At 71.9% G+C, this 15056-nt stretch carries 14 protein-coding genes; 4 read left to right on the forward strand and 10 right to left on the reverse strand.

Going from position 1 to position 15056, the window contains the following annotated elements; translation table 11 throughout:
* Window positions 1–54 precede the first annotated feature (54 nt).
* Complete coding sequence (locus EDD92_RS09140; protein ID WP_185123972.1) at window positions 55–468, forward strand: hypothetical protein; 414 nt, start codon at window positions 55–57, stop codon at window positions 466–468.
* On the opposite strand, the gene EDD92_RS09145 is transcribed toward EDD92_RS09140, so the two are convergent.
* Entirely contained in the window at window positions 423–1769 is a 1347-nt protein-coding gene (locus tag EDD92_RS09145) for an ROK family transcriptional regulator (RefSeq protein WP_123963841.1), read from the reverse strand. The two genes, EDD92_RS09140 and EDD92_RS09145, sit on opposite strands and share 46 nt — an antisense overlap.
* Before the next feature lie 142 nt (window positions 1770–1911).
* Between EDD92_RS09145 and EDD92_RS09150 the strand changes: the two genes are divergently transcribed.
* Window positions 1912–3123 carry an MFS transporter gene (locus tag EDD92_RS09150; protein WP_123963842.1) on the forward strand — a complete coding sequence of 404 codons (1212 nt, stop codon included), beginning with the start codon at window positions 1912–1914 and terminating at the stop codon, window positions 3121–3123.
* Here the strand turns inward: EDD92_RS09150 and EDD92_RS09155 are convergent.
* The 3 genes from EDD92_RS09155 to EDD92_RS09165 all read right to left on the reverse strand — a co-directional run bounded on the left by EDD92_RS09155 (window position 3083) and on the right by EDD92_RS09165 (window position 6221).
* Complete coding sequence (locus tag EDD92_RS09155) at window positions 3083–3541, reverse strand: thioesterase family protein (RefSeq protein WP_123963843.1); 459 nt, start codon at window positions 3539–3541, stop codon at window positions 3083–3085. The genes EDD92_RS09150 and EDD92_RS09155 overlap by 41 nt on opposite strands.
* A 99-nt stretch (window positions 3542–3640) precedes the next feature.
* On the reverse strand, window positions 3641–4900 hold the full coding sequence (locus EDD92_RS09160) for an alginate lyase family protein (RefSeq protein ID WP_123963844.1): 1260 nt from the start codon (window positions 4898–4900) through the stop codon (window positions 3641–3643).
* 205 nt (window positions 4901–5105) lie between these two features.
* The gene (locus EDD92_RS09165; protein ID WP_123970328.1) at window positions 5106–6221 is read right to left on the reverse strand and encodes a glycoside hydrolase family 6 protein; all 1116 of its coding nucleotides are present in this window, start codon (window positions 6219–6221) and stop codon (window positions 5106–5108) included.
* Window positions 6222–6383: 162 nt separating this feature from the next.
* On the opposite strand from EDD92_RS09165, the gene EDD92_RS09170 reads away from it, so the two are divergent.
* Window positions 6384–7070: a DUF5995 family protein gene (locus EDD92_RS09170; protein WP_123963845.1), complete on the forward strand. Its 687-nt coding sequence runs from the start codon at window positions 6384–6386 to the stop codon at window positions 7068–7070.
* An 87-nt stretch (window positions 7071–7157) separates the two neighbouring features.
* Window positions 7158–8087, forward strand: a complete 930-nt coding sequence (locus tag EDD92_RS09175) for an LLM class F420-dependent oxidoreductase (protein ID WP_123963846.1) — start codon at window positions 7158–7160, stop codon at window positions 8085–8087.
* Here the strand turns inward: EDD92_RS09175 and EDD92_RS09180 are convergent.
* From EDD92_RS09180 to EDD92_RS09205, 6 genes are all read right to left on the reverse strand, one after another.
* Window positions 8084–9784 (reverse strand): NAD(P)/FAD-dependent oxidoreductase, encoded by a 1701-nt coding sequence (locus EDD92_RS09180; RefSeq protein WP_123963847.1) that lies wholly within the window; start codon window positions 9782–9784, stop codon window positions 8084–8086. The two genes, EDD92_RS09175 and EDD92_RS09180, sit on opposite strands and share 4 nt — an antisense overlap.
* 48 nt (window positions 9785–9832) lie before the next feature.
* Complete coding sequence (locus tag EDD92_RS09185; RefSeq protein ID WP_123963848.1) at window positions 9833–10621, reverse strand: carbon-nitrogen hydrolase family protein; 789 nt, start codon at window positions 10619–10621, stop codon at window positions 9833–9835.
* 239 nt (window positions 10622–10860) lie between these two features.
* The gene (locus EDD92_RS09190) at window positions 10861–11238 is read right to left on the reverse strand and encodes a DUF742 domain-containing protein (RefSeq protein ID WP_260326431.1); all 378 of its coding nucleotides are present in this window, start codon (window positions 11236–11238) and stop codon (window positions 10861–10863) included.
* Window positions 11235–13196 carry an ATP-binding protein gene (locus EDD92_RS09195; protein ID WP_123963849.1) on the reverse strand — a complete coding sequence of 654 codons (1962 nt, stop codon included), beginning with the start codon at window positions 13194–13196 and terminating at the stop codon, window positions 11235–11237. Before EDD92_RS09195 ends, EDD92_RS09190 begins: the two co-directional genes overlap by 4 nt.
* 57 nt (window positions 13197–13253) lie before the next feature.
* Window positions 13254–14462: an MFS transporter gene (locus tag EDD92_RS09200; RefSeq protein WP_123963850.1), complete on the reverse strand. Its 1209-nt coding sequence runs from the start codon at window positions 14460–14462 to the stop codon at window positions 13254–13256.
* A gap of 136 nt (window positions 14463–14598) precedes the next feature.
* Window positions 14599–15051 (reverse strand): Lrp/AsnC family transcriptional regulator, encoded by a 453-nt coding sequence (locus EDD92_RS09205; protein ID WP_099927428.1) that lies wholly within the window; start codon window positions 15049–15051, stop codon window positions 14599–14601.
* Window positions 15052–15056 lie beyond the last annotated feature (5 nt).

Here is a 15056-nt window from a genome sequence, read left to right on the forward strand (position 1 = left end):
CCGGCTCCGCAGGGGCCTCGGGCTGCTCGCCGGTGTGCAGGTGCTGCTCGGCCTGTGATCCTGCTGCTGCCGGGCGCCTTTTGGAAGTGGCGCTGGGTGTCGCTGCTCCCGCTGCGCAACGAGCATCTGCTGAGGGACCTCGGCGGGTCGAACCTCGCGTTCGCGGTGGTGCTGTGTGCGGCGGTCGTGACGATGGAGCGGCGTCTGGTGGTCACTGCGCTGGTGGCCTACCCCACCGCGGGGGTGCCCCATCGGGTGTTCCACGCCGGGCACCTGGAGCCGTTGTCAGCGGCGAGCGGTGCGGGGTTGATGGCGTTTGCTGGGGGCGGGGGTTGTGGTTCCGGCGGTGCTGCTGGGTCCGGCTGCGGACGCCTCGGCCTTCACGGCGCCGGAGCCCGTCGCCTACCGCTCGGGGACACGGATCACCGCGCGGACCACCGCCCGGGCGGCGCGAACAGTTCGTCCTGAGCGCGGTCCCGCGCGGTGAGCAGGGCTCCGCGGAGTACGGCACTGCCACCGAGGGCGCTCGCGCGGACCTCGGTGAGCAGCGGAGACATACGGCGGACCCGTTCGGCCACACGGGCGGCGAGTTCGTCGCCGCCGGCCTGGCCGACCTCGCCGCCGAGGACGAGGCAGCCGGGGTCGAGGATCGCCACCACGGAGGCGACACCGACGGCAAGGCGATCGGCGAGGGCGTCGAGGAAACGGGCGGCGGAGGGGTTCCGGCTCGACTGCCCGGGCGGCGCCTCCGCCCTCCCGACATCCCCCGATACCGCCGCCTGGGCCATACCGCTGGCCCCCGAAACCGCCGCCCCGGCCACCCCACCGGACCCCGAAACCGCCGCCCCGGCCACCCCACCAACACCCGAAACCAGCCCCACAGCCGCCCGCACCACCCCGGCGGCAACGGGCTCATGCGCCGGCCCCTCCACCGTCAACCCGTGCTCCCGTGCCAGTTCCGCGATCGCCGCCGCACCCGCCAGAGAGTGGAATCCCCCGTCGCAGTCCGTCGCCGAGGGCAGGGCGGTCGTCCCCGGTACGGGCAGGAAGCCGATCTCCCCGGTGCCGCCGGAGGCCCCGCGGCGCAGCGTGCCGTCCAGGACCACGGCCGCGCCGGTGCCGTGGTCGAGCCACAGCAGGACGAAGGTGTCGCGGTCCTGGGCGGCGCCGTCGCGCTGTTCGGCGAGTGCCGCGAGGTTGGTCTCGTTCTCGACGCTGACGCGGGCCTCGGGAAGGCGCTCCTGGAGCGCGGCGACGAGGCGGCGGTGCCACTCGGGCAGGCCCGAGGAGTCGCGGAGTTCGCCGGTGGACGGGTCGATCAGGCCGGGGGCGCCGATCCCGACGGTGTGGAGGCGGTCGGCGCCGGCCTCCTTCGCCACGCGTTCGACGAGCGCGACCGCCTGCTCCACCGCCGGACCCGTGCCCGTGTCGCCGCCGATCGGCAGGGACGCCTCGGCGAGCACCCGGCCGACCAGGTCGGAGACGACCACGGACACGCCCTCGGTACGAACGTCCAGGGCAGCGAGATGCGCGCGGTCCGCGACGATCCCGTACAGCTTCGCGTTCGGTCCGCGCCGCTGCTCCCCCGCCTCCCCGACCACGGTGAGCAGGCCGGACGCGGTGAGGCGCTCCACCAGGTCGGCGACCGTCGGCCGCGACAGTCCGGTCAGCTGCTTCAACTGGCCTGCCGTCAACGGGCCCTCCTGCTGCAGCAGACGCAGGGCGAGCCGGTCGTTGATGGCCCGGGCGGTGCTGGGGGATGCGGGCATGCCGGGATCCTTCCAGATCGGCGGGACCGGCCGAGGCGGGCGTGCGTCCGGGCGGCCGACAATCCTCTATCTATCAGGCAGGGTTCCTGATAGTTTACGCGACGCCGATGGGAGCCGTGTTGGGGAAGGGGAGGGGCCGAGAATGGGCGACGTGGTCTACGACCTGCGCGAGGTGAGGCTGGCCCGGTACGCCGTGGCCGCCGTGTTCGCCGTGCACGGCGCCGTCACCGGTTCGTTCGCGACCCGCGTGCCGTGGGTCCAGGAGCATGCCTCGCTGAGTGCCGGACAGCTCGGCTTCGCCCTCGCCTTCACCGCGTTCGGCGCGTCCTGCTCCATGCCGCTGGCCGGGCGGATCAGTCACCGTTTCGGCAGCCGTACGGCGCTGCGCGGCCTGATCGCGTTGTGGACGCTCTCCCTCGTCCTGCCGTCGCTCGCGCCGAACATGCTCACGCTGTGCCTGGCGATGTTCACGTACGGGGCGAGCGCGGGCATGGCCGACGTCGCGATGAACGCGCTCGGTGTCGAGGTGGAGCGGCTGCTCGACAGGTCGATCATGTCGAGCCTGCACGGCATGTGGAGCGCGGGCGCGCTGATCGGCTCGGCGGCCGGCACGCTCGCCGCGCACCTCGGTTCGGACGCACGCCTGCACTTCGCGCTGGCCGCGGCCACCCTCACCCTGCTCGGCGTGCTGGCCTGCCGCTGGGTCCTCGACGTGCAGGCCACCGAGGGCGAGGAGCCGCCGCCGAGGTTCGCGCTGCCGCCGAAGTCCGCGCTGCTGATCGGCACCGTCGGCTTCTGCGCGGTGTTCGCGGAGGGCGCCAGCCTCGACTGGTCGGCGGTCTATCTGCGCGACCAGCTCGACACCTCGGCGGGCCTGGCCGCCGCGTGCACGACCGGTTTCATGCTCACCATGGCGGTGGCCCGGCTCGTGGGCGACGTGGTGGTCAACCGCTTCGGCGCGGTCCGCACCGTGCGGGCGGGCGGCGGACTGGCGGTCCTGGGCGGGCTGCTCATCGTCGTCGCGAGCCATCCGGCGGTGGCGATGGGCGGGTTCGCGCTGCTCGGCCTCGGGATCGCGGTCGTCGTACCGCTGTGCTTCGCGGCGGCCGGTCACAGCGGCCCGAACCCGAGCCAGGCCATCGCCGGCGTCGCGACCATCACGTACACCTCGGGGCTGATCGCACCCAGCCTGATCGGCGGGGTGGCGCAGGCGACGAGCCTGGTGGTGTCGTTCGTGCTGGTGACGGCCCTGGCGTGCGGTCTTGCGGCCTTCGCGGGCGTTCTGCGCACCGGCGGCCGCAGCCGCCCGGAGGTCAGCCGTCCGAGCGCAGCAGTTCCCGACCCGCGGCCCTGAACCGCTCGCTCCACGGCGCGGGGCGCATCGTCTCCGAGTCCAGCCGGACCAGCACCCGGATGTCGTGCGCGTAGGTCGCAGAGCCGTCCGGTGAGCAGAACCGGAAGCCGTAGGTCAGTCCGGTGTTGCCGAGCCGTTCCAGCCAGAGGTGGACCGCGTAGGCGCCCGGCCGGGTGACCGGGGCCTCGTAGCTGATCCGGAGTTCCTTGACCGCGTTGCAGGCATCCCCCGCCGCGGCCCAGTCACCCTCGAAGCTGAAGCCGTACCCCTGGAACAGCTCGGCCCAGGCCCGCTCGACCATCAGCGGGTAGCGGGCGTTGTGGAGCAGGCCGAGGGCGTCCAGGTCGTCGAAGTGGACGGTGACGGGGATCAGCCGGCCATAGGCCAGGGCGGGGGCGATCGCGGCTTCGGCGGTCACGGGTGGGGCTCCTGAGCAAGGGGACGAAGCGGTGGGGACGCTCCATCCTAAGCGGACGCTCAGGAGCCCCGGTCGGGAGGGGCGCCGGAAAGGCCCTGGTCAGCCCGCTATCGAGTCCAGCTGCTCGGCCGCCGGGCGCAGCGCCCACAGGTCCCCGCCGGGCGGTGCCTCCAGCTTCGGGCCGGCCTGCCGAGCGGCCTTGTCACCCGCGTCCGCCGCCGCGCGTACGACGTCGCTCGCCGCGTAGCGGTGGAACTCCAGCTCGGGGTGCGGCCATGCGGCGGAGCCGGTCGCGGCGGGCAGGAGGTAGTCGACGGCCTTGAACAGCCCCTGCCCGTACGGCCCTTGATAGGCCCACAGGTTCACGCCGACGTGCCGGCCGATCGCCGCGAGCCGGGTGTACGCGACCAGGTCGAAGGTCGAGTAGTGCCAGCTCCGCGTCCGGGCGAGCTCCTGCGGCTGGCTGCCGTCGGCCGCGATCTGCGGGTCGATGCGTCCGGTGCGCGCGTCGAGGACGGTTCGGCGGGCCAGTGCCCGGTCGCCGGTCGCGTAGGCGAGGGCGGCGAGCTGCAGGTCGTAGAAGGTGCCGTGGTTGTTGGCCGCCGCGCCCTCCTCCTTGCCGAAGGCGCTGTTCTTCAGCCAGCCGAGGAAATCGGAATTCCACCGGGACATCCCCGTCCGGTCGGCCTTGGTCCAGCCGGGGGCGCCCGTGCCGAGGATGGCCAGGGCGTCGACGACGCTGGTGTACGACTGCGAGAAGTCGATGATGCCGATGGCCCGGCCGTCGTATCTGCAGGGGATGAACTGGGCGTGGTCGAGGTTGGGGTTCATGCGGGTGGCCGGGTCGAGGAACCAGGTGCGCAGGACCTGGGACGCCTTTTCGGCGTAGGCCCGCTTGCCGGTGTAGTACCAGGCCAGGGACAGGTCGTAGGTCGAGTCGAAGACCTTCTCGACGTCCTGGCGGTCGGTGCCGGAGTCGACCTCTGGGTTGCGCTGTCCGTCCCGTTGAACATACGGGCAGCCCCACGGATTGCCGGCCGTCGGGGCCTGGGTGGGCCACCAGTAGGGTGCCTGGCTCAGGTAGTCGTGGAGGTCGCCGCCGGGTGCCGGTTTCGGCTTGTCGACGACCGTCCAGGGGCCCTGGGTCAGCCAGTTGTCGGCGCGGGTCGTCAACTCCCCCAGGGCGCGGCGCAGTTGTGGATCGCCTTGAGCCAGGCGGAGTTTCGTCCGCTGCAGCCGGGCGCCGTCGAGGACGGCGGTGTCGGGAGCCCTGGGTGCCGCCTGCGCGGAGGGGACGAGGGCGGCTGCGAGGGTCACCACCGCGGCCAGCAGGACGGCGGCACGGGATCTTCCACTCATCGAGCACTCCGATCCATCGAACGAGGGGTCAGGAATGTGAACACCGTTCATGAGTAGGACCGTGTGAGCGTAGAGGCGCCAGGTGGCCGTGACAATGGTCCGGACAGTCTTCATGTACAGAGAAAGCGAAACCCGGCATGGGTCTCGGCGTACGCTGGACGCATCTCAAGACCCAGCAGCCGCTCCTGGACGAGGGCACGTCCTCCTACGACGAGGCCAAGTCATAGGCGTACGACGGACTGAACGTGCCCGGAGCCCCCTTGCAGCCGTCCGACTCCCCCGGCAGCTTCACCCACAGATAGGCGTCGATGCGCGCCTCGCCGGTGCTGAGCGTGGGCGCCCGGCCGATCCTGCGGCCCGCGGGGTCGCACCACTGGCCGTCGGCCGGGGCGCCGTTGCCGTTGCGGCTGGTGTCGATGACGGCGCCCAGGCCCGCGGCGCCGCCGAGGGCGGCGAGGACCTGTCGGTCGTAGGCGATCTCGTCGGGCGTCGTATGGAAGTTGGAGACGTTGCTGAAGATCCCGTCGGAGGAAGCGGCCGACGCGGCACCCGCCTTCTTCAGCAGTGCGGCCTGCTGCGCGGCCGGGTGCCAGCCGGAGTGCCCGGCGTCGTAGTAGACCCGCGCCTTCGGGTCCGCGGCCTTCAGGACGCGGCCCGCGCGGGCCAGCGAGGCGAACCGGTCGGCGCGGGCACGGTCGGAGAGGCAGTCGGACTGGGCTATGGAGTCGGGCTCCAGGACGACGACGACCTCGCCGGAGCCGAGCCCCGCCGCGAACCTGTCGATCCATGCGTCGTACGCGGCGAGGTCGGGTGCCCCGCCCTTGGAGGCGCCCCCGCAGTCGCGGCCGGGGATCGCGTACGGCACGACGACGGGCACCCGGCCCTGCGCCGCGGCGTCCGAGGTGACCGTGCGGACGCGGGAGGCGATGGTCGCCGGCGTGTAGTCGGCGAACCACACGGCGGCCGGCTGGTCGGCTATCCGGGACTCTATGACCGGCGTGCGCGGGTCGCGCGGGTTCGCTCGGACCCAGTCGAGCACGTGGGAGTCGGATTGCCGGTAGAGGCGGGCGGCCACCTCGACGGGCTCCCTCTTCTGCTCCGTCCTGGTGGGCGACGGGCCGGCCTTCATGGACGAACTCGGCTTCGGGGACGCGGACTTGGTGACCGTGGCCGACGCGGAGGGCACCACCGGCAGTTGCTCGACCCGGGGCGAACTGGTCACCTCGGGCTTCGCCTGCTCCGTGCCGCGTCCGTCGTCGAGGGCCGACATCATGCCGGTCGCGGTGCCGACGGCGACCACGACGGAGGCCGCCGCGACCATGGCGCTGCGTCGGCCCGCCCGTCTGCGCTCGGCCCTGCGTGCGGCCAGCCGCTGCGCGCGTAAGCCTGACACAGTGCTGCTCCCCCCACTCCGTTCCCCCGTTCTGGGGAAGCGCCGGGCCCGCCGACACTCCCGTCAGCCTAGGACTGGGACCCTTCCCCCATGGCGCAATTGGAACAGTTCACCACTTCTGTAGACGCAGTCGTCTCCCGGATGCGCGCCCTCGACGCGGCCCTGCCCGAACGGGACGGTGTCGCGGTCTTCAACCGCGTCTACCTCGCCGTCACCGAGGCCGTCGACCGGAGCATCGACGCCCATCGGTTCGCGGACGCGCGGGCGGCGACCACGCTGGACGTACGGTTCGCGCAGCGCTATCTCGCCGCCGTCGACGCGGTCACCTACGAGCGGCGTCCGCCCGCCTGCTGGCGGCCCCTGTTCCAGCTCCGCCGCCATCCCGGAGTACGACCGCTGCAGTTCGCGCTGGCGGGCATCAATGCGCACATCGGCCACGACCTGGCGCTCGCCGTCGTGGACAGTTGCCGTACGTTGGACTGCGAACCGGCCGAACTGGAGGACGAGTTCGATCGCGTGGGTGACCTCCTCGTCTCGCTGGAGGAGCGCATCCGCGAAGATCTGATGCCGGGCCCCGACCTGCTCCAGATCGCCGACCCGCTCACCCATCTGCTCGGCGCCTGGAGTCTGGAGCGCGCCCGGGACGCCACCTGGACCGCGGCGCGGGCGCTGTGGGCCCTGCGCGGACTGCCCGAGGTCGCCGCCGAGTTCACCGAGCGCCTCGACGCAGCGGTGGGCTTCGCCGGACGCATGCTGCTCACGCCCCTGCCGGACTGATCCGGCCACACCCGCGCTCCGGACCTCAACTCGTAGATGAACGTTGTACGTTCGACAGGAGTGGACCCTTTGCAAAGGAGCACAGGTATGGCGACTCGGCTCGGTCTCGGTCTTCCCCAGATGCGGCAGTACTCCATAGGCACGGACGTCCCCGACGTGGCGCGAACCGCCGAACGGATCGGCTACGAGAGTCTGTGGGTCTTCGAGCGGGCCCTGTTCCCGGAGCCCGCCACCCAGGGGCTCTACGGCATCGAGGGGCTCCCCTGGCCCGACGAGTACCGGAACGTGGCGGACCCGTTGGTGACGCTCACCCTCGCCGCCGCGGCCACCGAGCGGGCGGAGCTGGGCTCCAGTGTCCTGGTGGCTCCGCTGCACCTGCCGTTCCAGCTCGCCAAGGCCCTCGCCTCGCTGGACGCGGCGAGCGGCGGCCGGGTGCTCGCGGGCTTCGGCACCGGCTGGTCGATCGACGAGTACGCGGCCTCGGGCGTGCGGCCCATCGAGGAGCGCGGCGCCGTACTGGACGAGATCATCGAGGTGTGCCGGGCCGTGTGGGGCCCCGATCCGGTCTCGTACAACGGCAAGTTGACCAGCATCGCCTCCGCGGTGGTCGGGCCCAAGCCCGCGCGACCGATCCCGATCATGCTGGCCGCGAGCAACGAGCGGTCCTTCCGGCGGCTCGTCGACCACGCCGACGGCTGGCTGCCGGCGGCCTTCAGCGCCGAGCAGGTCCGTGCCCAGTGGCGACGCCTGCAGGAGCTGGCCGAGGAGCGGGGCCGCAGCGGGCCGATCCGGGCGGCGCTCCGGGTGAACGCCCGCCGGCAGGCGAAGCCGCACGAGGGTACGGACCGCCAGCCCTTCCAGGGCGACGCCGACCAGATCGTGGCGGACCTCGCGGAGTTCACCGAGTTCGGCCTGGACGAGATCGTCATCGATCTCCAGAGCACCGCGCGCGACGCCCAGGAGCTCAAGGACGTCGCCGCGGAGGTGTACGAGAAGGCAAGGGCGGCCGGGATCTAGTCCTCCGGCAGCTCCACCGGCGCGATCTCGTCGTACACGTCGCCCGGCCCGGGGTTGGTCGCGTCGGTCTCGCCGCCGAAGTGGTGCATGACGCCCCAGACCGCGTTCAGCGCGGTCTGGATCGCGCCCTCGGCCCAGCCGGCCGTCCAGGAGATGTCGTCGCCGGCGAGGAAGATGCCCCGCTTGTCCTCGGGCAGCCGGTCCTGCATGAAGTGCGTGAACAGACGCCGCTGGTAGCGGTAGTGGCCGGGCAGGTTGGCCTTGAACGCGCCCATGAAGTAGGGCTCGTTCTCCCAGGACACCGTCACCGGGCTGCCGATGACGTGCTTCCTGATGTCGACCTTCGGGTAGATCTCGCCGAGCGACTTCAGCATGACCTCCATCCGCTCGTTCGCGGACAGCGGGAGCCACTTCAGGCTGTCGTCGCACCAGGTGTAGGAGAGGCAGATGACGGCGGGCTTGTCCGGGCCGTCGTCGAGGAGGTAGGTCCCGCGCGTCATACGGTCGGTGAGCGTCATCGACATGACGTCCCGGCCCGTCTCCTCGTCCTTGTCGAGCCAGAACGGGCGGTCGACGGGCACGAAGAGCTTGCTGGACTCCATGTAGTGGGTCCGCTCGATGGCCGTCCAGTGGTCGATCGGGAACAGCGAGTCGTCGCAGGCGATCTTCGAGAGCAGCATCCAGGACTGGGCGGTGAAGATCGCCGCCTGGTAGGTGCGGATGTCGCCGTTCGCGTCGGTCACGGTGATCCGGTTGCCCGCCGTGCGGTGCAGCCGGGTCACGGCCGGGCGGGGCTCGCCGTCCACGTGCAGGGCCTTGAGGGAGGTGCCGTACGGCCAGTGGACGATCTTCTCGGGCTCGCGCTCCCAGAGCCGCAGCGGGAGCTGCTGGCTGCCGCCGACGATGCCGCGGTGGTGGTCGTCGGCCTCGGTGTAGACGACCCGCAGGATCTCCAGGATGGAGTTGGGGAAGTCGGTGTCCCAGCCGCCGGTGCCGAAGCCGACCTGGCCGAAGATCTCGCGGTGGCGGAAGGACTTGAAGGCCTCGGAGTCGCAGAGGAAGCCGTAGAAGGTCTGGTTGTCGAGCTTCTCGACGAGCTTCGCCCAGATCTCGCGGATGCGCGGTACGTCACGCTCGCGCAGGGCACGGTTCATGTCGGAGAAGTCGGCGCCCTCTTCGAGGCACTTGTTCCACGCCTCGGCGACATCGCGGTAGACCTGCGGCAGGTCGTCGACCGTCTCGGCGTAGTGCGACTCTCCCTTGAGGTCGACGACGGTCGAAGGGGTCGCCTCGGCAAGGGGGTTGGGGAACGGCCGGGTCTCGAGTCCCACCAGGTCGATGTAGTGCTGCAGGGCGGTCGAGGAGGGCGGGAAGCGCATCGCGCCCATCTCGGCGGTGAGGGAGGGGTCGCAGCCCTCGAATCCCACGGTCCGCAGGCGGCCGCCGATCCGGTCGGCCTCGTACACGACCGGCTTGAGGCCCATCTTCATCAGCTCGTAGGCGGCCACGATGCCGGACAGTCCGCCGCCGATGACCGCGACCTCGGCGCCGTGCCCGGTCGCCGGTATCTGGCCGAGGCCCGCCGGGTGGGCGAGGAAGTCGTCGTACGCGTACGGGAAGTCCGGCCCGAACATGGTGATCGGCGGCAGCTGCTGCTCGTCTGCGTGCTCGACGGCGTTGGGCACGGTGGACGTCATGGGGTACGGACTCCTTGCACAGAAAGGTACGAGTACGGGGTGAGGGGTTCAGACGAGGGACCCGTAGAGACCGGGGCGGCGGTCCTCCAGATACGGGTTCGCCTCGCGGGAGGCGGCGAGGAAGGCGGGGTCGGCGTCGGCGAACACCAGCTCCTCGCCGCGTCCGGCGCGGGCGCGGGCGACTCCGTCGGGACCGGCCAGTGCGGAGAGGCCGACGAAGTCGAACTCCCCTTCCTGGCCGACCCGGTTGACGTACGCGACGTACATCTGGTTCTCGAAGGCGCGCACCGGGATCATCGACTCGGCGACGAACTGGAACGGGTGCATCTGCGCCGTCGGCACGACGAGCAGGTCGGTGCCGGCCAGGGCGTGGGCGCGGACGTTCTCCGGGAACTCGACGTCGTAGCAGATCATGAGGCCGACGGTGAGCCCGCCGAGCTCGGCCTGGACGACCGGCTGTTCGCCCGGGGTGAAGTGGTCGCGCTCGAAGCAGCCGAAGAGGTGGGTCTTGCGGTAGTTCGCGAGGCGAATGCCCTCGGCGGAGATCATCTGCGCGGAGTTGAAGACGGTCTCGCCGTCCCGCTCCGGGTACCCGTACGCGATCGCGAGCCCGTGCCGTCCGGCGATGTCGGCGATCGCGTCCGCGGACTCGCCGTCGGCGGGCTCGGCGAGGCGGCCGATGTCGTCGCCGATCGCGTACCCGGTCAGGAACATCTCCGGCGCGGCCAGCAGCAGGGCGCCCGCGGCTGCGGCACGCCCGGCAGCCGCGTCGAGCACCTTGAGGTTCTCGGCGACGGACCCGGGACGACCGGAGCTCTGGAGCAGGGCGGTACGCATGCGTGTTCCTCAGCGGTACGGAGGGGTTCGGGGGCCATTTAGACGGTACGGTCGCCGGGCTCGGCCCAGCAAGAAGGAGCCGTTGCGCGTCGGTGAGCGGTTCGTTGCGTACGGGACCCGTCCGACGGCGATTCGTTGCGCGCGCCGAGAGGGCGCGGGACTGTGTCGACATGCGGCTCCGCCGCGTGGGCGCGACAAGCCACGACGCACCCGCAGACGACCGACGACCGCCCGCAACGCTAAAGCTCACGCAACCGCTCAATAATCTCCCGCAGCAACTCAGGATCACCCGCGGGCCCGCCCGCATCCACGCGCCGCGGCGCATCGACCCGCACAAGCCCGGCCTCGGCCAAATCCCCCAGCAGCACGCGCAGCACCGTCAGCGGCAGATCCGCGTCCGCGGCAAGCTCCACCACAGGCCGGGACCGACCCCGCACCAGGGCGAGCAGGGCGGTCCCGGCATGATCGACACCCGGCCGTACCTCCCCGCCCACGGCGGTGACCCGCGCCATCAGGTCGATGTGATGCCGCTCGGAGGGCCGGGTCCGCCCCCGGGTGACGGTGTACGGCCGTACCATCGCCCCGGTCTCGTCCTCGTACCAGTGCTCGTCGCTCACGGCAGGGACGCCCGCGCCGACACGTCCTCCGTCCCCTTGGCGCCGCCGCCCTCCTCCGCCAGCACGCCCTCCGGCAGGGTCACCACCGCTGTCGTCCCGCCGTACGGCGACGGGCCGAACGTCACCTCGATCCCGTGCCGGGCGGCGAGGCGACCCACCACGTACAGCCCGAGCCTGTCGTGCCGGGTGGGGTCGAAGCCGCCCGGATTCCTGATCGTCCGATCCGCCTCCTCCAACTGCCCTGCGTCGAACCCGAGCCCCCGGTCGTCGATCTGCAGGGCGAAGCCGCCCTCGGCCCGTGCGGTGCGCATGGTCACACGGGTGTCCGGCGGGGAGAACACCGTGGCGTTCTCGACGAGCTCGGCGATCAGGTGGACGACGTCGGCGACGGCGTCCGCCGCGACGCCCACCGGGGGCATCGGCGGCACCTCGACCCGGGCGTACGCCTCGATCTCGCCGACCGCGGAGGTCACGACGTCGGCTACGGGAACCGGTCGCCGCCATCTGCGGCCGGGCGCCGAGCCGGAGAGGACGATCAGGTTCTCGGCGTGGCGCCGCATACGGGTGGTGAGATGGTCGATGCGGAAGAGCTGTTCCAGAACATCCGGGTCGTCCGTGCGCCGCTCCAGCGTGTCGACGAGCTTCAGCTGCCGGTGCACCAGCGACTGGTTCCGGCGGGCGATGTTGAGCAGCACCGCGGACAGCCCACGACGCAGGTTCGCCTGCTGTACGGCCGCCTCGACGGCAGCGAGGCGCGCGGCGTTGAAGGACCGCCCCACGTCGCCGATCTCGTCCGCACCCGCCTCCCCGTCCGCGAGCGGCGGCGCCTCGGTGACCGCGTCCACGTCCTCGCCGGCACTCAACCTGGCCATGACGTCGGGCAGTTGACGGGTGGTCAGCAGATCGGCGGTGTCCCGCAGCGTCTCCAGCCGCCGCGAGATCCGACGGGCACCCCGCACCGCGAACCACAGCGACAGTCCTACGGCGGCCAGCCCGACCACTCCCACCGCCGCGGCCCTGGCCAGCTCCCGGTAGGCGAACTCCCTCCCGCGCCCGGCGGAGTTCATGGCGGACCGGGTGCACAGCCGCATGTACTGCTTGACCGCCCGGTCGGTGGTGGAGCGCCAGGAGTCGGCCGCGACGGCGTCCCCCGCGCCCGCCGCGCCCGCGCGCAGCAGCGCGTCCTCACTGCTCACCAGCTTCCGGTGCAGTTGGCCGCGCTGGAACTCCTCGAACAGCGCGCGCGAGTCACCCGGCAGGTCGGGCACATACGTCCGCTCGAAGACCCGCCGGTCCTCGACGGCCGACGTGAGCGTGTCGTACTGCCGGTCGGTCAGCGTCCCGGCCGCCCGCGCTCCGGCGACCAGCGCGTCCTCCCGCGAGACGAACTCCCGTACCCGGACCAGCTCGACGACGACCTGGGCCTCCCGCGCCAGCTGCCCGGCCTGCAGGGCGGTGAGCGTCGACTCGACGTCGAAGCCGGGTTCCACCAGCGCGCTGTACTCGCTCACCGCCCGGTCCCAGGAGATGTCCCGGGACAGCACCTGCTCCCGCACCCCCTCCAGCCTGCCGACGGTCGTGACCATGGCGTCCAGCGCCTGCCGCTGCCGACCGGAGAGCCGGCCCCGGTCCCCGGACCGGATCGCGTCGCGCATGGCGTCCACGGCCCGGTCCGTACGGCGCTGCTGCTCCAGCAGGCCGGCGACGGGCGGCGTACGGCGGTTCGTGCCCAAGTACGCGGCGGAGAGCCGCCGTTCGATCTGGATCTGTCCGATCGCCGTGTCGACGGGGGTGCCGAACTCCTCGTAGACCCCCTGCACCCGCACGAGCGCGCGCAGCTCCCCGGTGACGGACACCATGGCGAAGCTCCACAGCACCAGCAGGGCCAGCACGGGAGCGAGCGCGAGCGCGACGATCCGGGCGCGGACCGTGCTGGGACGGCCGATGAGCCGGCGCATGCTCTCCCCCTCGGAGTTACTCGCCAGTGCTACCCATCAGTAACGGCGCCGCACAACCTACGGGATGCTCTGCCGGAACCGCAATGACCTCCTGAGCACCAACAGCATCGCTGTCACCAGATACGGCACCGCGAACAGCGCGAACACGGTGCTGTGCGCGGCTCTCGTCTCGATCGCCGCGTAGCCGCCGTACGCGGCGACCGTGGCGAGGTCACTGCCCAGGCCCGCGACCGAGGTCAGGGTGGCCCGGCGTGTGTCGTCGATGCGCTGCTGGAGACGGACGTCGGCCAGTACCGTCGCCAGCTGGAAGCCACCGAAGGCGAGCGCCAACAGGCCCAGGGCGGCAGGGGTCCGGGCCGCGGCGCCCAGGGCCATGGAGAGGGCCGCCGCCGCGAGGACGGCCGCCAGTCCTGCCGTACCCATGCGCTCCCACGGCCCGGCCAGCAGGCCCCCGGCGGTCGCTCCCGCCCAGATCAACAGCAGCAGATAGGGGACCGTCGTCTCCGCCACGCCGGTGTCCCGCACCAGCAGCGGCGTGTACTCGTCGAGCGCCTCCCACACGGCCGCCACCGCCGGGACGAGCAGGAGCGCTCCGCGCAGCGACCGGTCGCGGCGGACGGCGGCGAGCCCCTCCCGAAGAGTCGTGGACCAGTCCTCGGCGCCGGCCTCCGGCACTGCCCGGTCCTCCGGGAACCGGGTCGCCGTCGCGGCGCTCGCCAGACAGGCCAGCACGCTCGCCGCTCCGACGGCGGGGTAGCCGCCCCAGGCGAACACGGGTCCGGCGAGCGCCATGGCCGCCATGATCGCGACATGTCCGGCGGCCCGGGCCCGGCCCATGATCCTGGCGTACCGCTCGCCCTCACCGAGCCGTTCCAGCTCCTCGTACACCAGCGCCTCCAGCGCGCCGGAGCCGAGTGCTCCGCGCGCACCCCACAGGACGAAGCCCAGGGCGAAGGCCCAGTACGACGGGGTGAGCACCCACAGGGCGAAGCCGACAGCGGTGAGCAGCGGGCCGAGCCAGAGCAGCAGCCGCCGGGAGACGGCGTCGGCCCAGGCACCGGAAGGCACCTCCAGCACGACGCCCGTGATCGACCAGAGGGCGAAGAGGGAGGAGATCTGCCAGACCGACAGCCCGGTGTCGCTGAACAGCAGCGCGTACACCGGGTAGAGCAGGACGAAGTCGTCGAGGAACGCGTAGCCGTAGAGCGTGGCCGTGAGCCGACGGACGCCGGCGGCGACGGGCACGCGCGCAGGTGAGAGTGTCATGAGGCCTTCCCGCAGGGACGGATCGGATGCCGGAGGTACGGCGTCCGAGGCGGCCCTCGGGAGGCACGGCTGGTGGATCAATGTCGCCAGGTCATGGCACCGATGGTAGGCGCGTGCGGCGATCTCGTCCGGTGAATTAGGTCGGCGACCCCGACGAGAAGCGGCGCAGCAGCGGCGACAGCACCAGCACGGACTTGGTGCGCTCGACGAACGGCTCTCCGGCGATCCGCTCCAGGACCCGTTCGAAGTGCCGCATGTCGGAGGCGAAGACCTGCACGATCGCGTCCGCGTCGCCGGTGACCGTGGAGGCGGCCACCACCTCCTGGTAGCGCTCCAGGCCCCGCCGGATGGTGTCCGGCGAGGTGTTGTGCCGGCAGTAGATCTCGACGAACCCCTCGGTCTCCCAGCCGAGCGCCCCAGGGTCCACCCGTACGGTGAAGCCGGTGATGGCCCCGGTGGCGCGCAGCCGGTCCACGCGCCGCTTCACGGCAGGCGCGGACAGGCCGACGAGCTGCCCGATGTCCGCGTAGGAGCGGCGGGCGTCCTCGGCGAGGGCGTGCACGATGCGTTCGTCGAGATCGTTCAGCACTGCTG

Source organism: Streptomyces sp. TLI_185, from assembly GCF_003814765.1.
In the GTDB taxonomy this organism is placed as follows: domain Bacteria; phylum Actinomycetota; class Actinomycetes; order Streptomycetales; family Streptomycetaceae; genus Streptomyces.